Origin of the sequence: Mesorhizobium sp. L103C119B0, assembly GCF_000502235.1 — a bacterium.
Taxonomy (GTDB): domain Bacteria; phylum Pseudomonadota; class Alphaproteobacteria; order Rhizobiales; family Rhizobiaceae; genus Mesorhizobium.
Genome location: NZ_AYXE01000007.1, coordinates 79,794 through 106,507, shown reverse-complemented (window position 1 = coordinate 106,507; position 26,714 = coordinate 79,794). Strand labels below are relative to the sequence as shown.

At 61.6% G+C, this 26,714-nt stretch carries 22 protein-coding genes and 1 tRNA gene; 10 read left to right on the top strand and 13 right to left on the bottom strand.

The genetic code is table 11. The features are described from left to right. The first annotated feature begins 37 nt into the window (after positions 1 to 37). A complete protein-coding gene (locus X728_RS153035) occupies positions 38 to 934 on the top strand; it encodes a DMT family transporter (protein ID WP_023829426.1) in 897 nt (298 codons plus the stop codon). Here X728_RS153035 and X728_RS153040 read toward each other — a convergent pair. Together X728_RS153040 and parC are read right to left on the bottom strand one after the other, a co-directional pair. Beyond that, on the bottom strand, positions 922 to 2,136 hold the full coding sequence (locus tag X728_RS153040; protein ID WP_023831598.1) for an AI-2E family transporter: 1,215 nt from the start codon (positions 2,134 to 2,136) through the stop codon (positions 922 to 924). The genes X728_RS153035 and X728_RS153040 overlap by 13 nt on opposite strands. Before the next feature lie 233 nt (positions 2,137 to 2,369). Continuing rightward, positions 2,370 to 4,622 (bottom strand): DNA topoisomerase IV subunit A, encoded by a 2,253-nt coding sequence (gene parC / locus X728_RS153045; protein ID WP_023831597.1) that lies wholly within the window; start codon positions 4,620 to 4,622, stop codon positions 2,370 to 2,372. 404 nt (positions 4,623 to 5,026) lie between these two features. Here parC and X728_RS153050 point away from each other — a divergent pair, with 404 nt between their 5' ends. Continuing rightward, the gene (locus X728_RS153050; RefSeq protein ID WP_023697470.1) at positions 5,027 to 6,217 is read left to right on the top strand and encodes a hypothetical protein; all 1,191 of its coding nucleotides are present in this window, start codon (positions 5,027 to 5,029) and stop codon (positions 6,215 to 6,217) included. A 230-nt stretch (positions 6,218 to 6,447) separates the two neighbouring features. Here X728_RS153050 and aspS read toward each other — a convergent pair whose 3' ends face one another. Together aspS and X728_RS153060 are read right to left on the bottom strand one after the other, a co-directional pair. Beyond that, on the bottom strand, positions 6,448 to 8,235 hold the full coding sequence (gene aspS / locus X728_RS153055; RefSeq protein ID WP_023715385.1) for an aspartate--tRNA ligase: 1,788 nt from the start codon (positions 8,233 to 8,235) through the stop codon (positions 6,448 to 6,450). Positions 8,236 to 8,875: 640 nt separating this feature from the next. Then, positions 8,876 to 9,634, bottom strand: a complete 759-nt coding sequence (locus X728_RS153060; RefSeq protein ID WP_023831595.1) for a DeoR/GlpR family DNA-binding transcription regulator — start codon at positions 9,632 to 9,634, stop codon at positions 8,876 to 8,878. Between the two features lie 107 nt (positions 9,635 to 9,741). On the opposite strand from X728_RS153060, the gene X728_RS153065 reads away from it, so the two are divergent. From X728_RS153065 to rnd, 3 genes are all read left to right on the top strand, one after another. Continuing rightward, positions 9,742 to 10,944 carry an MFS transporter gene (locus X728_RS153065; RefSeq protein WP_023831594.1) on the top strand — a complete coding sequence of 401 codons (1,203 nt, stop codon included), beginning with the start codon at positions 9,742 to 9,744 and terminating at the stop codon, positions 10,942 to 10,944. Positions 10,945 to 11,149: 205 nt separating this feature from the next. Then, positions 11,150 to 12,394, top strand: a complete 1,245-nt coding sequence (locus X728_RS153070; RefSeq protein ID WP_023673030.1) for an MFS transporter — start codon at positions 11,150 to 11,152, stop codon at positions 12,392 to 12,394. A 75-nt stretch (positions 12,395 to 12,469) separates the two neighbouring features. After that, positions 12,470 to 13,621 (top strand): ribonuclease D, encoded by a 1,152-nt coding sequence (gene rnd / locus X728_RS153075; protein WP_023682426.1) that lies wholly within the window; start codon positions 12,470 to 12,472, stop codon positions 13,619 to 13,621. Positions 13,622 to 13,684: 63 nt separating this feature from the next. Here rnd and X728_RS153080 read toward each other — a convergent pair whose 3' ends face one another. Genes X728_RS153080 through guaB form a run of 3 tightly spaced genes read right to left on the bottom strand, consistent with a single transcriptional unit; the run spans position 13,685 to position 16,218 of the window. Further along, positions 13,685 to 14,104, bottom strand: coding sequence for an MAPEG family protein (locus X728_RS153080; protein WP_023673032.1), 420 nt, complete (start codon positions 14,102 to 14,104; stop codon positions 13,685 to 13,687). 22 nt (positions 14,105 to 14,126) lie between these two features. After that, complete coding sequence (locus tag X728_RS153085) at positions 14,127 to 14,696, bottom strand: hypothetical protein (RefSeq protein WP_050587175.1); 570 nt, start codon at positions 14,694 to 14,696, stop codon at positions 14,127 to 14,129. A gap of 19 nt (positions 14,697 to 14,715) precedes the next feature. Continuing rightward, positions 14,716 to 16,218 (bottom strand): IMP dehydrogenase, encoded by a 1,503-nt coding sequence (guaB, locus tag X728_RS153090; RefSeq protein ID WP_023831593.1) that lies wholly within the window; start codon positions 16,216 to 16,218, stop codon positions 14,716 to 14,718. Positions 16,219 to 16,274: 56 nt separating this feature from the next. On the opposite strand from guaB, the gene X728_RS1000000170330 reads away from it, so the two are divergent. Together X728_RS1000000170330 and X728_RS153095 are read left to right on the top strand one after the other, a co-directional pair. Further along, positions 16,275 to 16,490, top strand: a complete 216-nt coding sequence (locus tag X728_RS1000000170330) for a hypothetical protein (protein ID WP_155923974.1) — start codon at positions 16,275 to 16,277, stop codon at positions 16,488 to 16,490. A 92-nt stretch (positions 16,491 to 16,582) separates the two neighbouring features. Continuing rightward, a complete protein-coding gene (locus X728_RS153095) occupies positions 16,583 to 18,004 on the top strand; it encodes an MFS transporter (protein WP_023831592.1) in 1,422 nt (473 codons plus the stop codon). A 218-nt stretch (positions 18,005 to 18,222) separates the two neighbouring features. Here X728_RS153095 and X728_RS153100 read toward each other — a convergent pair whose 3' ends face one another. Both X728_RS153100 and X728_RS153105 read right to left on the bottom strand, forming a co-directional pair. Further along, the gene (locus X728_RS153100) at positions 18,223 to 18,933 is read right to left on the bottom strand and encodes an RlmE family RNA methyltransferase (protein ID WP_023694903.1); all 711 of its coding nucleotides are present in this window, start codon (positions 18,931 to 18,933) and stop codon (positions 18,223 to 18,225) included. Further along, on the bottom strand, positions 18,930 to 20,273 hold the full coding sequence (locus tag X728_RS153105) for a Ppx/GppA phosphatase family protein (protein ID WP_023831591.1): 1,344 nt from the start codon (positions 20,271 to 20,273) through the stop codon (positions 18,930 to 18,932). Before X728_RS153105 ends, X728_RS153100 begins: the two co-directional genes overlap by 4 nt. 349 nt (positions 20,274 to 20,622) lie before the next feature. Between X728_RS153105 and X728_RS153110 the strand changes: the two genes are divergently transcribed. From X728_RS153110 to X728_RS16365, 3 genes are all read left to right on the top strand, one after another. Beyond that, positions 20,623 to 21,570 carry a lysylphosphatidylglycerol synthase domain-containing protein gene (locus X728_RS153110; protein WP_023831590.1) on the top strand — a complete coding sequence of 316 codons (948 nt, stop codon included), beginning with the start codon at positions 20,623 to 20,625 and terminating at the stop codon, positions 21,568 to 21,570. 147 nt (positions 21,571 to 21,717) lie between these two features. Then, a tRNA-Gln gene (locus X728_RS153115) sits at positions 21,718 to 21,791 on the top strand. Positions 21,792 to 21,934: 143 nt separating this feature from the next. Next, positions 21,935 to 24,130, top strand: coding sequence for a MarR family winged helix-turn-helix transcriptional regulator (locus X728_RS16365; RefSeq protein ID WP_023831589.1), 2,196 nt, complete (start codon positions 21,935 to 21,937; stop codon positions 24,128 to 24,130). A gap of 43 nt (positions 24,131 to 24,173) precedes the next feature. On the opposite strand, the gene X728_RS153120 is transcribed toward X728_RS16365, so the two are convergent. The 4 genes from X728_RS153120 to X728_RS153135 all read right to left on the bottom strand — a co-directional run bounded on the left by X728_RS153120 (position 24,174) and on the right by X728_RS153135 (position 26,526). Further along, the gene (locus X728_RS153120) at positions 24,174 to 24,980 is read right to left on the bottom strand and encodes a hypothetical protein (protein WP_023831588.1); all 807 of its coding nucleotides are present in this window, start codon (positions 24,978 to 24,980) and stop codon (positions 24,174 to 24,176) included. A gap of 44 nt (positions 24,981 to 25,024) precedes the next feature. Then, positions 25,025 to 25,381 (bottom strand): hypothetical protein, encoded by a 357-nt coding sequence (locus X728_RS153125; protein ID WP_023831587.1) that lies wholly within the window; start codon positions 25,379 to 25,381, stop codon positions 25,025 to 25,027. Between the two features lie 106 nt (positions 25,382 to 25,487). Beyond that, entirely contained in the window at positions 25,488 to 26,069 is a 582-nt protein-coding gene (locus tag X728_RS153130; protein WP_023831586.1) for a hypothetical protein, read from the bottom strand. Between the two features lie 7 nt (positions 26,070 to 26,076). Continuing rightward, on the bottom strand, positions 26,077 to 26,526 hold the full coding sequence (locus X728_RS153135) for a hypothetical protein (RefSeq protein ID WP_155923973.1): 450 nt from the start codon (positions 26,524 to 26,526) through the stop codon (positions 26,077 to 26,079). Positions 26,527 to 26,714 lie beyond the last annotated feature (188 nt).

Here is a 26,714-nt window from a genome sequence, read left to right as displayed (position 1 = left end):
GACCGGCATCTGCTCAAATCATTGCGAAAGCCGTTGCATGTCCTCTCACAATGCCCACACCAAAGGACTTCTGCTCACCGCGCTTGGCGGGCTGGCGCTGACCATCGACATTCCCCTGATCCGGCTCGCCCATGGCGAAGCCTGGACGATCCTTTTGCTGCGCACCGGCTGCACCTTCGTGGCAGGGCTGATCGTATGGGCCATCTGGCGCTCGTTCAGCAAGAATGCTCCGCAGCTGATACCCGGCTGGTCGGGGCTCGTCGTCGCCACCCTCTACGGGCTCGGCGCGATCGCCTTCATCACTGCCGTCTACAACACCTCGACCGCCAATCTGGTTTTCATCCTGGCCTTCTCCACCATGTTCTCGGCGCTGCTGTCGTGGCTGTTCCTGAAGGAGCGACCACAGCCGCTGACGCTTGCGGCAATGGCGCTGATGATCGTCGGCATCGCGATCATCGTCGGCGATTCCGTCGGCACGGGAAATCTGTTCGGCGATGTGATGGCGCTGTGTTCGGCCTTGGCGATTGCCTGCGCCATCACCGTTTCACGCGCCAGCGGCAGGGATATGGGATTCACCGCGCTGACCGGCGTCCTGCTGCCGTTCGGGCTGGCGGCGCTCATGGTCTCCAAGACCGGTTTTCAGGTGGAGGCGCCATGGTGGATCGTTTTCAACGGCGCCGTCATCATGCCGTTCGCCTTCTTCTGCCTAGCCAACGGGCCGAAATACATTTCAGGCCCGGAAGTGGCGATGTTCTATCTCCTGGAAACGGTTCTGGCGCCGGTCTGGATATGGATGATCTTTGCCGAGACGCCGTCGCGCAACAGCTTGATCGGCGGCGTGATCCTGATCGTCACGCTGGTTGCCCATTCCCTGTGGCAGTTGCATGAAGGGCGCAAGCGCCGGGCAGCGCTCGCCGTCGCTTACCCAGCCTGACCTCTCTTCGCCGGGCCGGCGACAATCTCGATCTGCGGCGGCCCGCCTTCGAGCTCGGCCGCCGCGTCGGGAACGGTGTCTTCGGCCAGTTCCACCTCGCGCAGCCATTCGCGCCATATCGCCACCAGCAGCGCCATCAGCACGGGGCCGATGAACAGGCCGAGAAAGCCCATCGTCTTGACGCCGCCGATCAGGCCGAAAAAGGTGGGCAGGAAGGGCAATTTGATCGGTCCGCCGACCAGCTTCGGGCGCAAGGTCTTGTCGACGATAAACAGCTCCACCGCGCCCCAGATGAACAGCGCCAGACCCGCCATCGGCGAGCCGCTGGCGGCGAGGTAGATCGACACAAGCGTAAACGACAGCGGCGCGCCGCCGGGGATCAGCGCCATCACGCCGGTCAATGCGCCCAGCGTCACCGGCGACGGCACCCCGGCCAGCCAGTAGGCGATGCCGAGCACCAGCCCCTCGCCGATGGCGATCACGGTCATGCCGGTAACGGTCGAGGAAATGGTCGCCGGCACGACGCGCGAAATCCGCTCCCAGCGCGTCGGCAGGATGCGTTCGCCGAGCCGGTCGATCTGGCTGGCAAAGTGTTCGCCGTCGCGGTAGGCGAAGAACAGCGCGATCATCATGAACAGCAGCGTCAGCAACAGGCCGAAGGCGCTGCCGCCGGCAGCCAGCACGCCGCGATAGATGCTGCCAATATTGGCGCCGCTGACCAGCTGGATCAGCTCGCCGATGCCGCCGGGATGGCCGAAATTGTCGATCCACTGTTCGTTCAGCCACTCGCCGACGACAGGCAGCGAGGTGATCCAGTGCGGTGTGACCGCGCCGTGCCTGTTGGTCTCGATCGCCCAGCCGACCCATTCGCGGACCTCGTTGATGGCGTAGGTGCCGGCGAGCGCTATCGGCACCACCAGGAAGGCGAGGATGAACAGGATGGCGAGCGTCGCGGCGACGGTGCGGTTACCGCCGACACCGGCAAGCAGCCGGCGGTAGAGCGGCCAGCTGGCAAAAGCAATGACGAGGGCTGCCAGCACGGGAAACAGGAACCCGTGGAAGAAATAAACGCCGGCGGCGACGATCAGCACCAACAGCCAGCGCGCAGCCGACAGCGGCGGAATGACGGCGGATCGCAACGGTGTCGACAGGCCGAACAGGCGCTGCTGACGTTCGGGCTTCTGGATCTTCGCTTCCTTCAAACGGTCAATTCTCCCCAGCCTACACAGCGTTTATGCACTGTTATAGTGCCGCAATCGTGACGATAGTCCAAATGCCTTGGGATCTCCCCCCTTGAGGGGGAGATGGCCGGCAGGCCAGAGGGGGTCGCCGCATGAAGCGCCAGCCTTCTCTGCCAGCGAAAGGGTGTCGTGTCAGGACGTACCGACCCCCTCTGTCGCCTTCGGCGACATCTCCCCCTCGAGGGGGGAGATCCCTACCCAAATTTCCCCGTCCGCGGGAATCCCTTCGGCACCATCCGTCCGGCCGACGCTCTCGCGCCGATCCATTCCGCCAGCTCCTCGCGCGACCTGACGAAGGTGCGGTCGGCTGAATCCTGCCAGGACAGGCCGCTCGCCAGCGTGAAGGGTTTCAGGTCGAGCAGACCGCCATCCTTGTATTTCTGCAGGCGAACGCCCTTGCCGCGGCCCATCTCCGGAATTTCGGAGAGCGCAAACACCAGCATCTTGCGGTTCTCGCCGACAATGGCGAGATGATCGCCTGACACCGGGACGCAGGCCTTGGCCTCGTCGGGCGCCTTGACGTTCATCACCTGCTTGCCCTTTCGGGTGTTGGCGACGACTTCCTCCTCAGGCACGACGAAACCATTGGCATCGTAGGAGACGAGCAGCAGCTTGCGCTTCGGGTCGTGGACGAAGGCGGTGACGATGTCCTGGTCGTTGTCCATGTCGACGATGATGCGGATCGGTTCGCCATGGCCGCGGCCGCCCGGCAGCCGGTCGGCGCCGATGGTGTAGAATTTTCCGCCGGTGGTGAAGACCAGGATCTTGTCGGTGGTCTGGGCATGGAAGGCGAGCTTGAGGCTGTCGCCTTCCTTGAAGGAGAGCGTGGAATGGTCGGCCAGATGGCCTTTCATCGCCCGCAGCCAGCCCTTTTCCGAGACCACCACGGTGACCGGCTCGCGCTCGATCATGGCGTGCGCAATGTCGGTCAGATCATGCTCCGGCGCGTCGGCGAACTGGGTGCGGCGCTTGCCGAGTTCGGTCTCGGGGCCGAACTTGTCGCGAACCTGCGTGACTTCCCATTTGATCGTCGACCATTGCTTGGCGTCGGATGCGAGCAATGCCTCGATCTGCTTCTTCTCGGTGGTGAGACCGTCGAACTCCTTGCGGATCTCGAACTCTTCCAGCTTGCGCAGGGCCCGCAGCCGCATGTTGAGGATGGCTTCGGCCTGGGTGTCGGTGAGCGACCAACGGGCCATCATCACCTGCTTGGGCTCATCCTCCTCGCGGATGATCCTGATGACCTCGTCGATGTTGAGATAGGCGATCAGGTAGCCGGCAAGGATTTCCAGCCGCTTCTCGATCTCGTCAAGCCGATGCTTCGAGCGGCGGATCAGCACATCGCGCCGATGGTCGAGCCACTCCTTCAGCACGCCCTTCAGCGACAGGACGTTGGGCACCTTGCCGCGCGACAAAACGTTCATGTTGAGGGGAAACCGGCTTTCGAGCTCGGTCAGCTTGAACAGCGATTCCATCAGAATGCCGGGATCGACCGAACGGCTTTTCGGTACGAGCACAATGCGGACGTCCTCGGCGCTTTCATCCCTGACATCCTCAAGCAGCGGCAATTTGCGCGCGATCAAAAGCTCGGCGATCTTCTCGATCAGCCTGGCCTTCTGGATGCCGTAGGGGATTTCAGTGACGACGATGCTCCAGGTGCCCCTGCCCTGATCCTCCTGGCCCCATTTGGCGCGCACGCGAAAACCGCCGCGGCCGGTCTCATAGGCCTCCAGGATGGATGCGCGGCTGTCGACGATGATGCCGCCGGTCGGGAAATCCGGCCCCTGGACGAACTCCATCAGCTTTGTCACGGGCGCGTCCGGCTGCTCGATCAACTGCAGCGCCGCGTTGCAAAGCTCGGCGGCATTGTGCGGCGGGATGGAGGTAGCCATGCCGACCGCAATGCCGGAGGAACCGTTGGCGAGCAGATTCGGGAAGGCGCCGGGAAGCACTACGGGCTCCTCGTCCTCCTCGTTGTAGGTTGGCCGGAAATCGACGGCGTCCTCGGTGATGCCGGCAAGCAAATCGCTCGCCACCTCGGTCATGCGCGCCTCGGTATAGCGCATGGCGGCGGCGTTATCGCCGTCGATATTGCCGAAATTGCCCTGCCCGTCGACGAGGGGATAGCGCATGGAGAAATCCTGCGCCAGGCGCACCAGCGCGTCGTAGATCGACTGGTCGCCATGCGGATGGAACTTGCCCATCACGTCGCCGACGATGCGGGCGCATTTGGCAAAGCCCTGGTCGGGGTTGAGCCTGAGCAGCCGCATCGCATGCATGATGCGGCGATGCACAGGCTTCAGCCCGTCGCGCACGTCAGGCAGCGCCCGGTGCATGATGGTCGACAGCGCATAGGCGAGATAGCGCTCTTCCAGCGCCTTCTTCAGATCGACCGGTTCGATGTGGTCACCACCGCCATTTTCAGGCGGCAAAATCCTTTTTCCCATGCGGCTGGACTAGCCGAGCGGGTGATTCGCGGCAAGGCGGGGCTGCGGAAATCCGCACTTTGCAGCCTTTGGGCTTACGAGGGCGGCTCAAGGTCCGACAATGGATGTGACGGACTTCATGTTCCCCCTTGCCGTCCCTGTGCAACAGCAGCGGTAGCAGTGCTGTTGCCAACCAACATCAATCTGTTACACGCCCTCTCTAAGGCAGGAGACGGTATGCAGGGGAGCCCGACCTTCATGACATATTCACCGCATCGGGCGAAGGCTCCCGCTCCGATTTGCCTTTCGCCGTGATTTTCGACAACTCTGCGGGAAAGCGCCTTTTTCCCGTCCAGTTCGTCACGGAATGGTGATGGCGTAGAATTGAGAAAACACTTTTTCAGGACTCTCTCAGGGAACTCGCGATGACAATCCAACGTTCGACACTCAAGAAACTTGCTTTTTCGACCTTTTTGCTGACGCTGCCGCTGAATGCCGCCTTTGCGCAAGACACGGCGGTTGCCGACCGACTGAAGGCCGCACTTGCCGTCCAGGGCGTCGATATCACCTGGACCGGCGTTACCGGCGACAATTCCAGCATGGTGCTGCAGGGCGTGTCGGTCAAACCGGCGGCCGAAAAGGAGGCGCTGCCGATCGGCGACGTCAAGCTCGAAGGCGTGACCGAAGCCAATGGCGGCTTCGATGTCGCGACCATCACGACTTCGGCCTTCGAGCACAGCAAGGACGGCGTCACGCTCAACCTCACCCCCTTCGTCATCCACGACGCCAACATCCCGGCTGAGGGCGCTACAGGCCCGCTCGGCTCGATGATGATCTACAAGTCGGCCGAACTCGAAAACCTGACGGTCAAGGTTGCCGACAAGACCGCCTTCTCGGTGGATGGGCTTGCTGTCCAGATCACGCCGCCGGCCGACGGCAAGGCGATGGAGTTTTCCGCCACCACGGAAAAGTTCAACGCCGACCTGACCCTGGTCGACGATGCGAAATCCAAGGAAGCCATCGAGGCCCTCGGCTACCAGAACATCTCGGGCAATATCGAAATCGGCGGCACCTGGCAGCCGAGCGACGGCAAGATGGACCTGTCGAAATACGACATCTCGGTCGAGAATGCCGGCACGCTCGGCATGACCTTCGGCCTCGGCGGCTACACGGTCGACTTCGTCAAGTCGCTGCAGGAGATGCAGAAGAAGATGGCGGCGCAGCCCGAAGGGGCTGACAATTCGGCGCAAGGCATGGCCCTGCTCGGCCTGTTGCAGCAGCTCTCCTTCAACAGCGCATCGATCCGCTTCGATGACGATTCGCTCACCGGCAAAGTGCTTGAGTATGTCGGCAAGCAGCAGGGCATGTCGGGCAAGGACATCGCCAACCAGGCCAAGGCGATCGTGCCGTTCGGCATGGCGCAGCTCAACAATCCCGAACTGACCGCCGAAGTGACGGCCGCGGTGAGCAAGTACCTCGACGATCCGAAGAGCCTCGAGATTTCGGCCGAGCCGCCGGCAGCGGTGCCGTTCGCGCTGATCATGGCCGGCGCCATGTCCAACCCGGCCGACCTGACCAAGACGCTGGGCGTCCACGTCAAGGCCAACGAAGACTGATCGAAGTTCGCTCCCTTCTCCCCGTCACTATACGGGGAGAAGGTGCTGGCAGGCAGATGAGGGGCGGCGCCAACGCCTGCAAATTGTAGTTCGATGCTGAACCGATTGTCAGAAGGCGCCAACTGCTAAGGCCGTTCGCCAATCGCCTGCATGCGTGCTGCCCCTCATTGTCCTGCCGGACATTTCTCCCCGTATAGAGACGGGGAGAAAGGGCAGCTGCAACGCTGCCGTCAGTCCTTCTTCACTGCCGCGACACGCAGCGACAGATCACGCAACTGCTGCGGCGAGGCTTCCGAAGGCGCGTTCATCAACAAATCGTAGGCCTGCTGGTTCATCGGGAACATGGTGATCTCGCGCAGGTTCTTGGCCCCGACCAGCAGCATGACCACGCGGTCGACACCGGCCGCCATGCCGCCATGCGGCGGCGCGCCATACTGGAAGGCGCGATAGAGGCCGCCGAAGCGCTCCTCGACCGTGGCGCGGTCCAGCCCGACCGTCTCAAACGCCTTGACCATGGTCTCGGGCAAATGGTTGCGGATACCGCCAGAGGCGATCTCGAAGCCGTTGCAGACCATGTCGTACTGGAAGGCCTTGATGCCGAGCAGGTCGTCGCCGTTGAGCGCGTCGATACCGCCTTGCGGCATCGAGAACGGGTTGTGGGCGAAGTCGATCTTCTTCTCCTCCTCGCTCCATTCGAAGAACGGGAAGTCGACGATCCAGCACAATTCGAAGCGCTCGCGGTCGACAAGGTTCAGTTCTTCGCCGGCACGCGTACGCGCGGCACCGGCGAAGGTAACGAACTTCTTCGGATCGCCGGCGACGAAGAAGGCGGCGTCGCCATCGGCAAGGCCGAGCTGCTGGCGGATCGCCTCGGTGCGCTCCTCGCCGATGTTCTTGGCCAGGGGACCGGCGCCTTCAAGCTTGTCGCCTTCCTTGCGCCAGAAGATGTAACCCAGTCCCGGCTGGCCCTCGCCCTGCGCCCACGAGTTCATGCGGTCGCAGAAGGCGCGGCTGCCGCCGGTCTTGGCCGGAATGCCCCACACTTCGGCCTTCGGATCGTTGGCCAGGATGTTGGCGAAGACCTTGAAGCCGGAATCGCGAAAATGGTCGGAGACGGCCTGCATCTCGATCGGGTTGCGCAGGTCCGGCTTGTCGGAGCCATATTTGCGCATCGCGACATCGTAAGGAATGCGCTGGAATGTCTGCGTCACCGGCTTGCCGTTGGCGAAGGTCTCGAAGACGCCGCGCATCACCGGTTCCATGGTCGACAGCACGTCGTCCTGCTCGACGAAGCTCATTTCGAGGTCGAGCTGGTAGAATTCGCCGGGCAGACGGTCGGCGCGCGGGTCCTCGTCGCGGAAGCAGGGCGCGATCTGGAAATAGCGGTCGAAGCCCGAAACCATGATCAGTTGCTTGTACTGCTGCGGCGCCTGCGGCAGCGCGTAAAAGGTGCCGGGATGGATGCGCGACGGCACCAGGAAGTCGCGCGCGCCTTCCGGCGACGAGGCCGTCAGGATCGGCGTCGAGAATTCGGTGAAGCCGACATCGGTCATACGCTTGCGCATCTCGGCGATGATTTTCGTGCGCGCCACGATGTTCCTGTGCAGCGTCTCGCGGCGCAGGTCGAGAAAACGGTACTTCAGGCGGATGTCTTCGGGATAGTCGGGCTCGCCGAACACCGGCAGCGGCAATTCCTTGGCTGCCGACAGCACCTCGATCTCGCGGGCAAAGATCTCGATCTCGCCGGTCGGCAGGTTGGCGTTGGTGGTGTCCGGCAGGCGCGCCTTGACCTCGCCGTCGACGCGGATCACCCATTCGCCACGCAGCGTCTCGGCGACCTTGAAGGCGGGCGAATCCGGATCGACGACGATCTGGGTCAGGCCGTAATGGTCGCGCAGGTCGATGAACAGCAGGCCGCCATGGTCGCGCACGCGATGCACCCAGCCCGACAGGCGAACCGAAGAGCCGACATCGCTCTTTCTCAACTGGGCACAGGTGTGGCTGCGGTAACGATGCATTGTCATGTCAAAATTCCGGGGTGTTCTGGTTGCGGGCCGAAGCATCAAAGCCCGGTCCAAAATTTGCGCGAAAAGCGCATGGGAGGCCCGATTTGTCAAGGCAAGCCGGGTTTGGGTCGTCTCTCTAACCGCTCGTCAGTGTTGAAGTCTTTGCCAGGCTTGGCGCATTGCCGCCAGAAGTGTTTCTCGCGACAGTGCAGTCATCGAATGATCTGGAGATACTTCATGCCAAAACCCACAGTCCCGCCGAGTGTCGGGCCACATAATGGCCGCGAATTGGAGCTGATGCTTCAGGGCGACAAATCAATGGCCTTGTTCGCGGCGGAACCGGGTATGGACGCCGACATATTGGCGATGCAGGCTTTGCACCGTTTGTCGACAAAGGCCGCATCCTGAAGTTCACCCAGATTGTTCCTAAAACCTCAGTGGAAGAGCGCTGATACTGCCTGCCGACAGAAGAATGACGCTGCAAACTGAGCTTGTTGATCTCCAGAACGTGCCGCAGCGGAGAGGCCTTTGACATCTTCACATCGAATGATCTGGCGAGGCTTGAAGGAGCCCTTCTCGGTCATTCAAAGGAAGATGTCGAAGTGTTCGTCGCCCATGCTGCGTCCCGGACTGCCCGCGCGCCGAGCTCCGTTTAAGCCAAATGGATTTCGGCGCCCTGGCGTTCGAAATCCGCGAGGATTGCGGCCGGCGCGGTCTTTTCGACCACGAGGTGGCGGATCGCCTCTGGCCTGGCGACCCGGTAGGGTGCGGCTGTGGCCAGCTTGTCGTTGGTTACAGCGATGACGATGCCTGCGCTGTTCTTGGCCATGGCCCGCTTTACCTCGGCCTCAGCCGAATCGAAGGCCGTGACGCCGCGCGACCCATCGAGACCGCAGGATCCGAGAACAAACAAGTCCGCGCCAAGTTGCCCGACAGCTGCAAGCGTGTCGGCGCCGACGCAGGCGCCGAGATGGCGGTCGAACCGCCCGCCCAGCACAATCAGTTCGACCAAAGCGTGGTCTGACAGGACGGAGGCAATTTCGAGCGAATTGGTGGCGACGGTCAGATCTATGTCGCGCGGGATGGCCCTGGCGATCGCGGCATTGGTCGAGCCGCTGTCGATGAACAGGGTCTGTCCGCGCGAAAGCAGTGCCACGGTTGCGCGGGCCAGCCGCGTCTTTTCTTCGACGGCATGACTGGCGCGCAGGCCGACAGTCGTCGATGCGAAGGGTGCGGGCGCGACCGCACCGCCATAGACGCGGCGGCATTGCCCGGCCTTGGCGAGTTCCCTGAGGTCGCGGCGAACCGTGTCCTCCGAAACGCCGAAGCGGCTTGCCAGCTCGCCGGCCAGTACCCGGCCCTCGACGGCGAGGCGATCGCGAATGATTTGATGCCGCTCATCGGTCAGCATTGCATGATCCTGTTTTCTTTTTGCACGTTCTTGCACGATTTGCATGTTTGTGCAAGATAAGAGAATATCAACCACAATCGCCGGCTCTCTTCCCCGAAAGCATCGTCATGACCTTTGGCCTCCGCCTCGCTCCGCAACACCGGGTCTACGCCGGCTTTGCGATCTATTCGTTCGCCATGGGCCAAATCTTCCCGCGGCTGCCCGACATCAAGCATGCCATGGGCATAGGAGACGGCACGCTCGGGCTCAGCCTGATCGGGACGCCGATCGGCACCTTGACCGCGCTGACGCTGGCGGCGCCGATCCTGGAGCGCGTCGGCTTCCGCCGCGCGCTGCTCGGGCTGGTGCCGCTCTTGTCGGTTGTCTTTGCCATTGCCGTGCATGCGCCTGGGCCGCTTGCGCTGTTCCTGATGCTGTTTCCGGTCGGCCTGATGATCGGCAGCGTCGAGATCATTCTCAATGTCGAGGCTGACAGAACCGAATTCCTGCTCAAGCGCCGGATCATGAACCGGGCGCATTCGTTCTGGAGCATCGGCTTTTTCGGCGCCGGCCTGTTCGGCGCCGCGCTTGCGCATCTCGGCATTTCGCCGCAACTGCACCTGGCGATTGTCGTACCGATGGTGGCGACAGGAATCGCGCTGTTTCTCGGCGGTTACGAACCGGCGCCGAGCCGCTTCGCTGGCAATGACGAGACGGCGCCAAGGCTGGCGCGGCCGACGCTGCCGATCCTCGTCCTCGTCGCGGTGACACTGTCGGCGATGCTGATGGAAGGCGCCAGCATCGACTGGTCGGCAATCTACATGCGCACCGTGTTCGATGCGGGCCCTTTCGTCGCCGGCTTCACCGTGGCGCTGTTTGCATTCTCGCAAGCGAGCACGCGCTTCTTTGCCGACTCCTTTGTCGACCGCCACTCGCCGAGCGTCGTGGCGCGGGTGCTGCTGGCGACGATGGCGGTGGGCGTGCTGCTCGTCTTCTTCTCGCCTGCCCCGCTCGTATCGATGCTGGGCTTTGCGCTACTTGGCATCGGCAGCAGCGCGATCTTTCCGCTGGCGATCTCGGCGGCGGCCCAACGCACGGACCGCTCCGCGGCAATCAATGTCGCGGCGCTGTCGCAGATCTCCTTCGTCGCCTTCCTGCTCGGCCCGCCATTGCTCGGCTTCGTCTCCGACCATTGGGGCATCCGCTCGGCCTTCGGTATCGGCATCCCGTTCATCATGCTCAGCCTGCTGACCGCCGGCTCGCTTGGCCGAAGGGCGTCCCGCCCGGCCGCACAAGCGGATGAAGCTTTGACGAGGGCTCACGAAGCCTGAACGGCCCTACCTGAAAGCCACACACCTGTTGGCGGCGGGATAAGCCACTGGCATTGGCCACACCGATGGTTCAGAACTGTGGAGCCACTTGGACGAGTATGACGTTTCGTCGATCGTCACACTCATCCAACTCTTTCTCGAAGCATGATCTTTTCCGAAAACCGGTTCCCACTTTTCGGGATCATGCTCTAAGCAACGGTTCCGTATGTCCTCCATCCGCCCGCTGATCCCGCTCCTCATCGCCGCCGGCATCCTGCTTGGCGGCAATGGGCTGCAGGGCACGCTGATCGCGCTGCGCGGCGCGCAGGAAGGGTTTTCGGCCTCCGACATCGGCCTGATGGGTACGTTCTATTTCGCCGGCTTCCTGTTGGGGTGCTTGGCCGTCACCCGTATCCTCAAGGCAGTCGGCCATGTCCGGACGTTTTCAGCGCTCGCCGCCATCGCCGCTGCCAGTACGCTGCTCCTGGTGCTGGTGATCGATCCGGTGATGTGGTGCGCGGTGCGCTTTGCCGGCGGTTTCTGCTTTGCCGGCCTGTTCACCGTCATGGAAGCCTGGCTGAACTCCGGCGTCGAAAACAAGGATCGTGCGCGGGTGCTCGCCGTCTACCGCATGGTCGATATCGGCTCGGTAACCGGCGCGCAGTTCCTGATCCCGATCTTCGGCCCCGGCGGCTTTGCCATCTTCGCCATCATGTCGATGATGATCACGCTGTCGCTGGTTCCGGTGTCGCTCGGCGACCGCTCCAACCCGACGCCGCCGGAAGACGTCAAGCTCGATCTCGCCCGTGTCTGGCGGATTTCGCCGCTCGGCTGCTTCGGCTGCATCTGCGTCGGCGTCACCAACAGCGCGTTCCGCACGCTGTCGCCAGTCTATGCCGAGCAGATCGGCATGTCGGTGGCCGATGTCGTCACCTTCGTCAGCGTCGGCATCTTCGGCGGCGCCCTCATCCAGTATCCGCTGGGCTACCTCTCCGACCGCTGGGATCGGCGCGCGGTGCTTTTGGCCACGACATGCGGCGCCATGTTCGCCGCGCTGGCGCTGGTCTTCGTCGCCGGCGCCGATCCGACCCTCAATTTGATCATCGTCTTCATCTTCGGCAGCTTCGCCATGCCGCTCTATTCGCTATCGGCGGCGCATTCCAACGACCGCGCCGACAAGGGCGAGTTCGTGCTGATCAACGCCGCCTTGATGCTGTTCTATTCCTTCGGCGCCATTGGTGGCCCCTTCGCGGCGTCCGCAGTGATGCAACATTTCGGACCGGGCGCCCTGTTTGTCTTCAGCGCAGTCGTCTACGCCACCCTCATCGCCGTCATTCTCTACCGCATGCAGGTGCGCGGCAGCGTGCCGGCGGGCAAGCGCAGCCGCTTCACGGCGCTGCTGCGCACATCAACCGTCTTCGCGCGGCTGGCGCGCAGAAATGGCGATTCCGACGGATCGGCTGATACTTGACCGAAGGGCGGCTTGACGAAAGCGCCCATGGCTGAAATTGAAAGAGAACCTTACCCGTTACTAAAAAGCGATTTGATGCACGTCATCACCACCCAAAATGAGCTCGAGTCCGTTCTCGCCGCTTTTGAAAAGTCGGATTTCGTCACCGTCGACACCGAATTCATCCGCGAAACGACATTCTGGCCGATTCTGTGCCTGATCCAGATGGCGGCGCCCGGCGTCACCGCGCTGATCGACCCGCTGGCGCCCGACATCAACCTCGCCCCGTTCTTCCGGCTGATGGCCAATGAGGCGGTGGTCAAGGTTTTCCATGCCGCGCGCCAGGACATTGAAATCATCGTCCATCTCGGCGATCTGGTGCCCCATCCGGTGTTCGACACCCAGGTCGCGGCCATGGTCTGCGGCTTCGGCGACAGCGTCTCCTACGATCAGCTGGTGCAGCGCATCACCGGCGCACGGCTCGACAAATCCTCGCGTTTCACCGACTGGCGCCACCGGCCGCTGTCGGACAAGCAGCTCGACTATGCCTTGGCCGACGTCACCCATCTGATCGACGTCTACAAGCATCTCAGCGCCGAACTGGAGCGGGAAAACCGCGCCCATTGGCTAAACGAGGAAATGGAGGTGCTGACTTCGCGCGAGACCTACGATCCGCACCCCGAAGACGCTTGGAAGCGGCTGAAGATGCGGCTGCGCAAGCCGCAGGAGCTGGCGATCGTGCAGACGGTGGCGGCATGGCGCGAACGCGAGGCGCGCGAGCGTGACGTGCCGCGCGGCCGGGTGCTCAAGGACGACGCCATATACGAGGTCGCCCAGCAGGCGCCGCGCGATGCGGCAGCGTTGGGCAAGCTGCGCACGACGCCGAAAGGCTGGGAGCGTTCGTCGACGGCTACCGCATTGCTTGGCGCGGTCAACACGGCGCTCGCTTTGCCCCGCGAAGAGATGCCGAAGCTGCCCAAGAGCTTTCAGCCGCCCGAGGGCTCCAATGCCGCCTCCGAGCTGCTGAAGGTTCTGTTGCGGATCGTCGCCGAGAAGGAAGGCGTCGCCTCGAAAGTGCTGGCGTCCAGCGACGACATCGACCGCATCGCCGCCGAGGGCGAGGATGCCGACGTGCCGGCCCTGCAGGGCTGGCGACGCGCCGTGTTCGGCGAAGCCGCACTGAAGCTGGTGCGCGGCGAAATCGGCATCAAGTTCGACAAGCGCAAGATCGCGGTGTTCGATTTGTAGACCCCCACCCCGCTCCGCTGCGCGGAGCGACCCTCCCCACAAGGGGGAGGGTAAACAACTGCCCTACACCGCTCCGAGCAGGTGTAGCGCGAACCAGATCCATGCCAGCAAGAGAATGATCGCGCCGACGTAGAAGGCGCGGCTGCGAAACCGCAGATTGTTGCTGGTGAGGTGGACCCAGGCGTGGCCATAGCGGGAAATCACGAAAATCCACATCAAGGCCAGGGTCAGATAATTGACGCCATTGGTAGCGTGCAGCGCCAGGCACAGCACATAGAACAGCACCGGCAGTTCAAACTGGTTGATGAGATTGTTGGCAACCGTGACGCTCGACCCGGGCTCGGTCGTGCGCACCTTGTATTGACCGACCTTGGCCTCGCCCGATTTGACCGCGCCGTAGCGGCGCCGGCCCATCACGACATAGACGATATAGACGAGCAACACCTGCGCCAGCATCGGCCAGAAAATCGCGGTCTGGCTCATGGCGTTGCCCCTGCTCTGTCGTTCATGCCTGTGGACGCCGCTGGGCGGCAAGGATCAAAAACGCGATGACGATGACGGGGATCGCCAGCAGCGCGAATTTGGTGACGATCAGCGACGAGGCCAAAGACAGAGAATCCGGGTTGGCCGACAGCGCATCGGACAAGAGCCGCGCCACCGCAATGTTCTGGGCGTAGTCGGCGCATGTGTAGGGCAGCACGATGACCAGCGCGAACAGCGCCTGAAGCTGCACCGGCATGGCACGAAAATTCTTCAGCCGCCGCCCCGTTGCCAGGATCAGGCTGACCATGGTCAGCGACAGCAGCGCCGGGAAGAGAAGGTCGAAAGTCAAATAGTGCCAGACCAGGATGATCTCGCTGCCGCGTCGGCCGAGTGCCGTCAGCCAGGCCATGCCCTCATCGGGCGTGAACCCGCCAAGGCGCACGTCGAGCGACGGCAGGCCACCGCTCAGCCGGCGGAAATAGAAGAATTCCAGCAGCGTCATGATGATGAAAACCGCCGCGGCGGCAAAGCACAGCGCGCCGGCATGGCGCGCCAGCCGCAGCACGATCGTCGCCTGGTGGCGCCAGAGCATGTACCGCTCTGGCTGCCGGTCAGGCTCCGCCAGGATAGTTCGGGCTTTCGCGGGTAATCGTGACGTCATGGGCGTGGCTTTCACGAAGTCCGGCGTTGGATATGCGCACAAAGGTGGCGCGTTCGCGAAAATCGGCAAGGTCGCGGCCACCGACATAACCCATAGCGGCTTTTAGCCCGCCCGCAAGCTGGTGCAGCACGCCAGACACAGGTCCCTTGTAGGGCACCTGCCCTTCAATGCCTTCCGGGACCAGTTTCAGCGTGTCGCGAACCTCGGCCTGGAAGTAGCGATCGGCCGAGCCGCGCGCCATGGCGCCGACCGAGCCCATGCCGCGATAGGCCTTGAAGGAGCGGCCCTGATGCAGATAGACCTCGCCCGGGCTTTCGTCGGTGCCGGCCAGCAGCGAACCGATCATGGCCGCACTGGCGCCCGCGGCAAGCGCCTTGGCCAGGTCACCCGAATATTTGATGCCGCCGTCGGCGATGACCGACACGCCTGATCTATGCGCCGTCTCGACCGCCGACATGATCGCCGAAAGCTGCGGCACGCCGACGCCGGCGACGATGCGCGTGGTGCAGATCGAGCCCGGGCCGATGCCGACCTTGACGGCATCGGCGCCGGCGTCGATCAGCGCCTGCGTGCCTTCGGCGGTGGCGACGTTGCCGGCCAGGATGCGGACGGAATTGGAAAGCTTCTTGGCCCGCGTCACCGCATCGAGCACGCGCTGCGAATGGCCATGCGCGGTGTCGATGACCAGGAGGTCGACACCGGCATCGATCAACCGCTCGGCGCGCTCGAAGCCGTCATCGCCGACGCTGGTGGCGGCCGCCGCCCGCAGGCGCCCCTGCGCATCCTTGGTGGCGTGCGGGTTGAGCTGCGACTTCTCGATGTCCTTGACGGTGATCAGGCCGACGCAATTGCCGGAGTTGTCCACGACGACGAGCTTTTCGATGCGGTGCTGGTGCAGCAGCCGCTTGGCCTCGTCCTGGTCGACATTCTCCTTGACCGTGATCAGGTTCTCACGGGTCATCAATTCGTAAACTTTCTGCCCCGGATCGGAGGCGAAGCGCACGTCGCGGTTGGTCAGGATACCAACCAGGCGGCCGATCTTCTGGCCGCCGGTGCCGCCATTCTCGACAACCGGAATGCCCGAGATGGAATAGGTGCGCATCAGCGCCAGCGCGTCGGCGAGCGTGGCGTCGGGGCCGATGGTGACCGGATTGATGACCATGCCCGATTCAAACTTCTTGACCTGGCGAACCTGCTCGGCCTGTTCGGCCGGCGAGAAATTGCGGTGGATGACGCCGATGCCGCCGGCCTGCGCCATGGCGATGGCGAGCCGCGCCTCGGTGACGGTGTCCATGGCGGCCGACAGGATCGGCACGTTGAGGTCGATGTCGGTGGCGATGCGGGTGCGGATGTCGGTCTCACCGGGCATGACCTCGGAATGACCGGGCTGCAACAGCACGTCGTCAAAGGTCAGCGCCAGCGCGCCGGTGGACGTTTCGATGATTTTTGCCATGGCCAGTCCTCGGATACGAAAAGCGCTGGGAGAATACAAAAAAGCGCTGGACCGAAATGGACAGCGCCGACTCGTTTCTTCCCTTTCAGGATTGGCGCTGGCTGGTAACACGTCGCGGCGCCGATGAAAAGCCGGTCATCTCCTATTCGGCGGACCTGCCCAGGAGAGCGTCGATTTTCGCCAGTTTCATCTTTTGTGCAGAAACGCAGCACCCTCTTGTCCGCGCGCGGTCGCACAAAAGTGACAGCAAATTAATGCGACATCGCCCCTGAGGCGTGATAACCGCCGGTTCGTATCGCTTGCCCCGCCTTTTCATTGCCTGGATTGGCCGGCAGGCACATTTAGACCAGTTCGGACGCGTTCGTTGAACCGCATCATTCCGCTCATTCTGGCGGTCGCCTTGTTCATGGAAAACATGGATTCGACCGTCATCGCGACATCGCTGCCGGCGATTGCCGTCGACATCCACACCAGCCCGATCGCGCTCAAGCTGGCGCTGACCGCCTATCTGGTGGCGCTGGCGATCTTCATTCCGGTCAGCGGCTGGATGGCCGACCGGTTCGGCGCCAAGACCATTTTTCGCGCCGCGATCGGCGTCTTCATCGTCGGCTCGGTCTGCTGCGCCATCTCCAATTCACTGCCGGCCTTTGTCGTCTCGCGCTTCCTGCAAGGCATAGGCGGCGCCATGATGACGCCGGTCGGCCGGCTGGTCCTGGTGCGCGCGACGCCGAAGAGCGAGCTGGTCGCGGCCATGTCGTGGCTGACGGTGCCGGCGCTGGTCGGCCCGCTTGTGGGACCACCGATCGGCGGCTTCATCACCACCTATTTCACCTGGCATTGGATCTTTCTGATCAACGTGCCGATCGGCCTGATCGGCATCTGGCTGGCGACACGCTTCCTACCGCAAACCGACTCGATGGAGACGCCGCCGCTCGATTTCGTCGGTTTCGTGCTGAGTGGGCTGGCGGCCTCCGGCGTCGTCTTTGGCCTGTCGGTGGTCAGCCTGCCCTATCTGCCGCCGGCGACCGGCCTCATCACCGTGGCGGTCGGGCTGATTTCCGGCGTGCTCTATCTGCTGCATGCGCGGCGCGCCAAGAATCCCCTGCTGGCGCTGGAACTGTTCCGCAACCAGGTGTTCCGCTCCTCGGTGCTCGGCGGCTCGCTGTTTCGCATCGGGATCGGCGCGGTGCCGTTCCTGTTGCCCCTGATGTTCCAGATCGGCTTCGGGCTGACGCCGTTCCAGTCGGGCATGATCACCTTCGTCTCGGCCATCGGCGCCATTGGCATGAAGTTCGTCACTGCGCTGATCTTCCGGCTTGCGGGGTTCCGCCGGGTGCTGATCTGGGGCTCGCTGATCGCCGCGGCATCGATCGCCATATACGGCCTGTTCACGCCGGAGACGCCTTACGCGCTGATGCTGGCGATATTGCTGGTCGGCGGCTTCATCCGCTCGATGTTCTTCACCGGCGTCAACGCGCTCTCCTATGCCGAGGTGACGGCTGAAGACACCAGCAAGGCAACGCCGATCACGGCGGTGTTCCAGCAACTGTCGATCGCGCTCGGCGTGGCGCTGGCCGGCGGCATCCTGGAAGTCTCGACCTCGATCCATGGCGGCCCGCTGATGCTCGGCGATTTCCACATTGCCTTCTTCATCGTGGCGGCAGTGTCAGCGGCGGCGTCGGTATCGTTCATGCGGCTGGCACCGGATGCCGGCAATGCGGTGTCGGGCCACGGCCGGCTGACGACGCCGAAGACGCTGGAGCCGGTGAGGACGGCTGGGAAGTAAGGGGCGGCGCGACGAAAATCGTCGACGTCGGCGATCCTTCACACCCCCCTCTGGCCTGCCGGCCATCTCCCCCGCAAGGGGGGAGATCGGATATCACGCGGCTTTCGCGCCAATCTTGCAACTTTGAAGGAATGGCGAGGCGGTCGCAGCTGCCAATCTCCCCCCTTGCGGGCGAGATGTCCGGCAGGACAGAGGGTCGGAACGCTACGAAGCGTCTTTCACGCCGTGCCGTCTCTGCCCTTAAAATCCTTCGCCAGCAAATACAGTTCCACCGACTCATCGCGCGACGCCGGCGGCTTCACGTGGTGCACCGAGCGGAAGTTCTTCTTGAGCATCGACAGCAGCTCGTTTTCGGCGCCGCCTTGAAACGTCTTGGCCAAAAAGTGCCCGCCCGGCTTCAGCACCGACAGCGCGAAATCGGCGGCCACCTCGCACAGATGCATGGTGCGGATGTGGTCGGTTCGCTTGTGGCCGGTGGTCGGCGCGGCCATGTCGGACAACACGATATCGGGGTCGCCGCCCAGCGCCTCGGCGAGCTTTTGCGGCGCTTCCGGGTCGAGGAAATCCATCAGCAGCACCGGCGCACCCGGCACCGCATCCATTTCGAGATAGTCGATGCCGATGACATGTGGATTATCAGCCGTCGATTTCGTCCTCGCGGCCGCCACCTGGCACCAGCCGCCGGGGGCCGCACCGAGATCGATGACCTTCATGCCGGGTTTCAGCAGATGATGCTTGTCATCGATCTCGATCAGCTTGTAGGCCGCGCGCGAGCGATAGCCGTCGGCCTTGGAGCGCTGGACATAGGGATCATTGATGTGGCGCTGCAGCCAGCGGCGCGACGATTCCTTCAGGCCGCTCTTCTTCTTGATCCGCGTCTTGAGGACACGAATGCTGGCGGAGCCCGGCTTTTCCGGCTTCTTGGTCACTGTCGGCCTCGCCCACTGTTGCGCCAGACGCCGTCATCGGCCATCAGCTCGCTCAAAATGCCTTCGCGTAAGCCCCGGTCGGCGACGCGCAGCCGCTCCGACGGCCACACCGCACGGATGGCTTCCAGGATAGCACAGCCGGCCAGCACCAGGTCGGCACGGTCGGCGCCGATGCAAGGGTTGGCGCAGCGCTGCTGGAAGTCCCAGCCGACCAGCTTTTCGACCATGCGGTCGACGCTGTCGCGGTCCATCCACAGCCCGTCGACGCGGCGGCGGTCGTAGCGTTCGAGATCGAGATGGACGCCGGCCAGCGTCGTCACCGTGCCGGATGTGCCCAGCAGATGGAATTTCGGACTGGCCAGCACATGGCTCAGCCGGTCGCGGCCGTCGAAGGACTTTAGCCGCACCGCGACATCATCGACCATGGCGGCAAAGATCTCGCGCGTCACCGTGCGGCCGCCAAAACGCTCGGCCAGCGAGACAACGCCGACCGGAAGCGACGTCCACGACACGATGTGGTTGGCAAGCCGCGGCGAGCGCTGGCCGGTGAGGTCGATCAGCGCGATTTCGGACGAGCCGCCGCCGATGTCGAACAGCACCACGCCTTGCGTGTCGCGCTCGACCAGCGAGCCGCAGCCGGATACAGCCAGACGCGCCTCGGTCTGGCGATCGATGATTTCCAGCTTCAACCCCGCCTCTCGTTCGACGCGCTGCAGGAATTCCACGCCATTGTCGGCGGTGCGGCAGGCCTCGGTGGCGATCAGCCGTGCCTTGCGGATCTTGCGGTTGCGCAATTTGTCACCGCAGATTTTCAGCGCCTCGACGGCGCGGTCCATCGCCGCCTGGCTCAGGTGCCCATTCGCCGTCAGCCCCTCGCCCAGCCTGACGATGCGCGAGAAGGCGTCGATGACGCGGAACTGGCCATGGCACTGCGGCACCGCGACCAAAAGCCGGCAATTGTTGGTGCCGAGATCGAGCGCGGCAAACACCGGCAGTTCCTGCATCGGCGGACGATGCATGGGCTGTTCCGGTCGGGATTGTGGGGCCGAGGGCAAAGGCACGGGCGCTGGAGCGGCCGGGCCGACTGAGGCCGGCGCACTAACCGCTGCGGCGGTTGCGAGAGGGCTGTCGTCGCGCGCAAAAACCTTGCGCCCACGCCGGCGCTTGCGCCGCTTTCTCGCCTTGCCTCGCTGATGCTGGGCTTCGCCGGCCTGTCCGTTACCGGACTGAGGCCCCGCCTGGCGGGGCCGCCCGGCGGATGGGCTTGGCCCGCCTGACGGCGGCGAAGCCCTGGACACGCCCACTTCCGGCGCGCCAGCGCCGGTGTCGTGGTCTTCCACTTCAGTTCCTTCCGGCGCCGCGCGAACCGGAAAACCGGACGCAGCAGGCGCTTCAATCTTTTAAGTTGCCGCCAGAGTAGCAGCGCCGGACCGGATCACCAAGAGCAAGGGCTCAATTTTTGCCGGCTGCGTCCTGCCAGATCCCCGCTGCTTTGCAGCGTCCCGGCGTTCGCTAGCCTTTCATCGTGCCGCTGGCACGACGAATTCGCCGTTGGCGAACCGGCTGCTCACCCTTGCCGGTTGAATAGCCGGCTTCGATGAGGCATTTCTGAAATGAGGGGGAATTGGTGAATCGCGGACGTTTTAACGCCCGCCTGGGCGATGGGCAGCAACGCATGACGACAACTCCATGAATTGGGGGGCCACGAATTGGAAGCGCTATCTGTGGCCGGTCATCGGTGTCGCGGCGGTCATCGGGTCGCTGTTGTTGCTGTGGCATGAACTGCGCGGCATCTCGATCGACGATGTCTGGGACGGCATATCCGCCATCCCGACGCGCGGCTGGATGCTTGCGGCACTGAGCTCGGTGGTCGCCTATGCCTCGCTCGCCGGCTACGACCACATCGCGCTCTTGCATATCGGCAAGAAGATGTCGTGGCTGTTCGTCACCTTCTGCTCCTTCACCACCTACGCGCTGTCGCACAACATCGGCGGCTCGGTGTTTTCGGGCGCCGTGATCCGCTACCGCGCCTACGGCACCAGGGGGCTGACCGGCCAGGATGTCGGCATTCTGGTGGCGATCTGCTGGATCACCTTCGTGCTCTCCAGCATTCTGGTCGGCGGCCTGGTGCTTGTGTTCGAGCCTGCAATCATCGACCGCTTTTCCGGCGCGCCGCACCACGGGCTGGCGATCGCCGCCGGCATCGCTTTGCTCATCCTGGTCGGCGCCTACATTTTCGGCAGCTGGCTGCACCTGAAGCCGCTGAGAATCGCCGGCTTCCAGCTGCACTATCCGGCGCTGCCGATCGTGGCGCGGCAATTGCTGATCGGCCCGATCGAACTGCTCGCGGCGGCGGCGATCATCTTCTTTGCCCTGCCCGTTGCCGGCAATCCCGGCTATTTCGTCATCCTCGGCGTGTTCCTGGTGTCGTTCTCGGTTGCGCAGATCTCGCACGCGCCGGGCGGGCTCGGCGTGTTCGAGGTCGTGTTCCTCGCCGGCCTGTCTGATATGGACCCGGTCGGCGTGCTGGCGGCACTTCTGGTGTTCCGGCTGTTCTACCTGATCATCCCGCTGCTGATCGCGCTCGGCGTGGTGCTGTTCTTCGAGCATTCGCAATACAGCCGGACGGAGAGCTGAGGTTGATTGGGTGCGGCGCGCCACCCGGGCGTAATTGCCCCTATGAAACGCTGTGATTGAAACGCAGCTTAGGCTTGACTATTTTCCGGCGGCGGCTACAAGGCACGCGCGGCTGCTTCGGCGGCCCACCAGCGCGACAGCGCCTGCTGGGGAATAGGTTAACGGTAGACCCACGGACTCTGACTCCGTTAGTCCTGGTTCGAATCCAGGTTCCCCAGCCACTACCTTTTAATGCAATAATTTCAATCGCTTACTTGGTAGGCGAAAATTGCGTCCGGAACACTATTCCGTCGCATCCTGCTGGACCAGACTCAGATTTCCCACAATCCAGGATGCCTAGCCTTGTGCATGGAGGGGAATCTCTGTGGACCTCAAGGAGGAATCCGTTAGTATTTTTCGCCAACGAAGGGGGGTCGCAGTGGAATATTCTAGTGCACAGCTAAAAGGGTATGGTGAGGCCGTCCAGTCTCTCAAGCTATATCGACGTGCGGAATTGAGGGACACGGCCCACGACGCGCCCATCATCGAACAGCTATACGTAGATCCTCTGCAAAACGATGCAGTGCTAGAGACCATGCTGCGGCCCAATACGACCTTTCTTATCGGCCGAAAAGGAACGGGCAAATCGACCGTATTCCAGCGTGCCCAGCATGAGATCAGAAAGAAAAATCGCACGATATCAGCTTACATCGATATCAAAACCGTCTTCGAGTCTGCGGTTGTCGATAACGATGTGTCACAAAAGATCTCCGCCATAAGTAGCGCTGTGACAGAATCAGATCTGAAGCGGATCCTGCTTTATCGATCGTTTACGAGATCCGTGTTCATCGATATTCAGAAAGAGCTGAAATCGCAGATAAGCAATTCCCTGCTCGATAAAATATTTGGCAAAAAAGACCACAACAACAAGCGAATAGCGGCAATTGAGGCTATCGATCAGTTACTTGAGGGAGCGTTTGAAGCTGAGGTAACAGATGTAACCGGCTTCTCTGCTGCCACGATCAAGAAAAATACGAGCGGAAAGTCGATTACGTCGTCGAAGGCTAGTGCTGAAGCTAAGTTTTCGACCGGTCCTGCAGGCATCCCGTCCGGCGATTTGCAATTTGCCACGGGACTGGACGATTCTACGGAGTTGGGGTTTGGTGATTCCAAAGAATTTTCGCAGATTCTTATCAAGACATTTAATATAAATCGAATTATGGAACGCCTCGAGGCCGTTTTATCTGGGATAGGAATTCGGCATCTCTACATTTTCCTCGATGATTTTTCTGAACTCCCGATCGACGCAATGTCTATACTTGTCGATAGCATCTTAGCACCACTAAATAATTGGTCTAACGAGCTAATAAAATTCAAAGTAGCCGCCTACCCTGGGCGGATATATTTGGGGAAAATTGACGCAACGAAGATCGATGAGATTTATCTGGATACTTATCGCCTATATGGATCTAGCGATGTCTCATCAATGGAGACAAAGGCGGTAGATTTCACCTTCCGCCTGCTCGACAGCCGGTTCAGCTATTTCCTCGACACGGGCTTTGATGCCTTTTGTGACACGGATCCGCATGAGGTTTATCGGCAGCTATTCTTTGCTAGCATGGGGAATCCTCGCATTCTGGGTCACCTCCTACACAACCTTGGCGAAACGCATGTTGGATACGGAAGGCGCATTGGGCCGCGCGCCATACAGGACGCAGCGGCGCGCTACTACGAGGAAAAAGTCGAGCCGTTTTTCGGAATTCAGAAATTCGCTCATGAGTCGTTTGCCGAAAGATCTTCAATTTTCAGCCTGAAAGAACTTCTTGAGTCTATTGTCAGCCAAGCTAGAAAGCTGAGAGACTATAAGGGGTCGGCTGTTACAAAAGAGATTTCAGGCAGGACCCCATCGAGCCATTTTCACATCGTCAGCGAATTTGAATCAATTCTATCGACCCTTGAACTGAACTTTTTTATCTCGAAATACTACGAGATGAAGGACAGAGATGGCCGGAAAGTTTCTGTTTTCGCCTTGAACTACGGTCTGTGCTATAGGTATAGCATTGCATTTGGCCGGCCAACGGCGTTGCGAGAGCACAGGTTATATTTTGTTGAAAGGATATTCGATTATACTACCATATTGCGAAAATATCTTCAGAAAAATCAGGAGATTAAGTGCGATGCTTGCGGCGAGGTCCAGAGTTTGGATAAACTCGAAAGCCTCAAGCTTTTTGATATGCTTTGCCCCGCATGCAAGAAGGGAACGTGCAGCGTATCGAACCTTTCTAGGAAATACGAGGCAATTATCAAGGATATCAACTCTGAACTTCTGCTTCCGAACACAGAGCTTGGGATACTAGAAACTTTGTATCCAGAGACTACTGGTTTGGCCGCCGCAGATATAGCGGGTGAGTTGGATTGTTCTTATCAGCTGGTTGGAAAGCGTGGAAAGATCATGGCCGAACGTGGGCTTGTCGAGCGAGAAAAGAATGCGAAAAACCGCCGCATCTTTCTCATCACTCAAAAGGCACGGGAGGAATACTTCGACCAGAACGCTGACCGAAAGCTGTCCGTTCCGGACTGACGGTCCGGGTCGCACGCAGCGTAGCTAGACGCTTTGGTCGTTACTAAAATGGCCACGGAAACGCCTGAAGCCAAGCGAGGACCGCATCTGTCGCTGTATTCAAAAGCGCGAGGAGCCTTTGGCCATACAATGCACCGCCACTAACCAGGACGACAGTTACCGCCGCGTCGATTTGAGCGTTGCCACGATCCCGCAGCCAGACGGCAATAGACGTCGCCATCCGTCTTAAGGATCCAACGCTTGCACCTACCGTAGTAACCGTTGGCTCTGCCTTTTCAGCCTCAGCCTCGATAACAGCTATCGCGTTGAGGGCCTGTTGGGCGTCTTGTGCGGAGACTGGGCTGCTATCATCTATAGGTCCAGGTGGCTGGTTGTGACCGATCATTCCGTAGTCATGCAGACCGAGCTGCAATTGCTCTTTTAACTCAGCCAGTTCCGCCAACATGGCGCTCTTCAGTCGGTCAAGATCCTCCTTTGACGCTGGAGCAGGGCCGCGCCGCGTTCTCGTGAAATCGTCCAGGTCAAAAGCGGAGGGTTCGAAACTGGTGTCGTCGTCAGATTGACTGTCGGCCACTGGAGCCCAGTCGAAGAGCCCGTCGCTCTGAACCTGGTCTACTGCTTCTTGCATTAGTTCGAAGCTTGCGACGTCTGAGAACTCGCTCTGGATCTCCTCGTCTGCGCTATAGGGACCGCCCCAAATCCATTGATAGCCGCCCTCCGCTGACTCATAAGGAAGTCGAACAGCTGGATCCTCGAAATGTTCATGGAACCACCGAACCATTAGCTCGATCTTCTTGCTGCGTGGCAGTTTTCTGAACGCCGATGGCGAGTATTCGAACTCGTCGATCATATACTTTCGACCGCGTGCCATACTCCCCTCCGGAAAAAGGCCTCTCAGAGCGTGTTACAACCCTCCGTGTCAAGGCTGAGATCTGCTTGGATCACTGCCGGCCAGATGTTGCCTGCGTCGCCAAGGACGGCAATGATCTCGTTGTCCTCGATCTTGCCAGAGACGGCGCACGGCTGCACGGCGGCCAGGGCGTCCACGAGGTCGCTGTAGAACTCCGCGACGACCTTCCTGTCGACCATCCGCAGCTCGCCCAGATAGATGCCGGCCAAGCTCAGGTTAGCGTGCGCAGCGTAGCCCCGCTCGTCAGCATGCTTGTAGGTGCGCCTCAATGCCTGACGGAGGCATCGAACGAGCAGGTAGTAGCGGCTCGTTTCGAGGAAAAGCTCAGTCTGGTCAGTCATACTCGTCTCCTATTGGTCGTCTAAGCCAGGATTCTGAGTCAGTCCGCCAGCTTTGTAAAGCCATATTTTGCAATAAAAACAATAGGTTAGTCAGTAGTGACTTACTTCAAGCCTTCTTCGCGCGACGGCGGCGCTGCCTAAGCTTCGCCTGTTCGGCCTTGCGCGCTTCTCGCTCATCAGGCGACATGCCAGCAAGTGATTGTCGAGGGATAGCGCCGGCTTCTAGGCGGCGCTGACGCATTTGCTCCGCACGCAGCGCCTTGCGCTCATCGTCCGAAAGCGTGTCGAGGCCCTGGCGGTATCGCCGAACCGGACGGCCCTTCTCTTCCAAGACTTTGGCGGCGTAAGCCTCGCGGCCTTTCTTCGCCCAGCTGTCGTAAACAGCTGGGCGGTTGGCGAGCCATAAAGGGCCACCCGGCCCGTATCGAGTGGCAGCGCGTTCGATCATGTCTTGAAAGGTGACTGGCCGCTTGTTGTCGAGATCCGCCTCTAGGGCGGACAACTCTTCGTCGGTCGGGTCGCCTTGCTCATCGGTAGAGGCTGGCGTGTCGATGGCATCAAGTTCCGCCAACACCGGATCATGATCGGGGTCACCGCCGACGCTGATCTCTGGCGAAGGCACGTCAAGCTCAGCGAGGTTACGCCGGGCCTGTTCCTCCATCTCGTCGTCGGTGAGGCGGCGGGTCATTGGATGATCAGTCGATGGACTTGATCGCCCGGCCGCATAGAAGGCGCGCCAGATCAACCGCAACGTTCCGGGCCACTGTGGACCGCGCGACGTTGTTGACGTCTGTCAGGGCGATGCCAGGGCCGGTGCGCTCGATCTTCACGTTGGCGTCCAAGTCGAGAACAGCCCTCGCCTTCCCTCCAGGCTGCGCCAATCGTTCTATGGTCCCAGCAAGCGCCTGGGCGGCGGTCTTTGACATGGTCACGTCGAACTCCGGCACTGCGGTCGCGAGGCGAACCTTACCGTTCGGCTTGTGCTCGACCGTCCAGCCGGGAAGCGTGTCAGGGATACGACCAGCGACCACTGCATCGTTGATGAAGTCACTGATCACGTCGACGATGGTGACGCCGTCGAGGGCGGCGATCTGTTGCAGTTGCAGGTAGCGTTCCTGCGGGATGCCTACGTTCTGGCTGGGCATTGAGAACTCCGTTAGCATTATCCCATTAATGTGGTGATGCGCCGACGGAATTGCAATAGCCACGGCCGAACGGCATGGCCTTTTCGCATACCGCCAGGGTAGCGGCCTCGCCTTCCGAGACCGGGAGTAGCTTGATTGACGGTGTCACGCTTACGTCACCATTCTCTAACCGCTTACGGTGTTTTTTC

Coding starts and splice junctions, on each gene's coding strand:
- aspS (WP_023715385.1), bottom strand. CDS start 8,235: ATGCATCGTTACCGCAGCCACACCTGTGCCCAGTTGAGAAAGAGCGAT.
- X728_RS153120 (WP_023831588.1), bottom strand. CDS start 24,980: ATGATCGACGAGTTCGAATACTCGCCATCGGCGTTCAGAAAACTGCCA.
- X728_RS153070 (WP_023673030.1), top strand. CDS start 11,150: ATGTCCTCCATCCGCCCGCTGATCCCGCTCCTCATCGCCGCCGGCATC.
- X728_RS153085 (WP_050587175.1), bottom strand. CDS start 14,696: ATGCTCTGGCGCCACCAGGCGACGATCGTGCTGCGGCTGGCGCGCCAT.
- X728_RS1000000170330 (WP_155923974.1), top strand. CDS start 16,275: ATGGACAGCGCCGACTCGTTTCTTCCCTTTCAGGATTGGCGCTGGCTG.
- guaB (WP_023831593.1), bottom strand. CDS start 16,218: ATGGCAAAAATCATCGAAACGTCCACCGGCGCGCTGGCGCTGACCTTT.
- X728_RS153060 (WP_023831595.1), bottom strand. CDS start 9,634: ATGCTGACCGATGAGCGGCATCAAATCATTCGCGATCGCCTCGCCGTC.
- X728_RS153035 (WP_023829426.1), top strand. CDS start 38: ATGTCCTCTCACAATGCCCACACCAAAGGACTTCTGCTCACCGCGCTT.
- X728_RS153065 (WP_023831594.1), top strand. CDS start 9,742: ATGACCTTTGGCCTCCGCCTCGCTCCGCAACACCGGGTCTACGCCGGC.
- rnd (WP_023682426.1), top strand. CDS start 12,470: ATGCACGTCATCACCACCCAAAATGAGCTCGAGTCCGTTCTCGCCGCT.
- X728_RS153110 (WP_023831590.1), top strand. CDS start 20,623: ATGAATTGGGGGGCCACGAATTGGAAGCGCTATCTGTGGCCGGTCATC.
- X728_RS153125 (WP_023831587.1), bottom strand. CDS start 25,381: ATGACTGACCAGACTGAGCTTTTCCTCGAAACGAGCCGCTACTACCTG.
- parC (WP_023831597.1), bottom strand. CDS start 4,622: ATGGGAAAAAGGATTTTGCCGCCTGAAAATGGCGGTGGTGACCACATC.
- X728_RS153130 (WP_023831586.1), bottom strand. CDS start 26,069: ATGACCCGCCGCCTCACCGACGACGAGATGGAGGAACAGGCCCGGCGT.
- X728_RS153050 (WP_023697470.1), top strand. CDS start 5,027: ATGACAATCCAACGTTCGACACTCAAGAAACTTGCTTTTTCGACCTTT.
- X728_RS153135 (WP_155923973.1), bottom strand. CDS start 26,526: ATGCCCAGCCAGAACGTAGGCATCCCGCAGGAACGCTACCTGCAACTG.
- X728_RS153080 (WP_023673032.1), bottom strand. CDS start 14,104: ATGAGCCAGACCGCGATTTTCTGGCCGATGCTGGCGCAGGTGTTGCTC.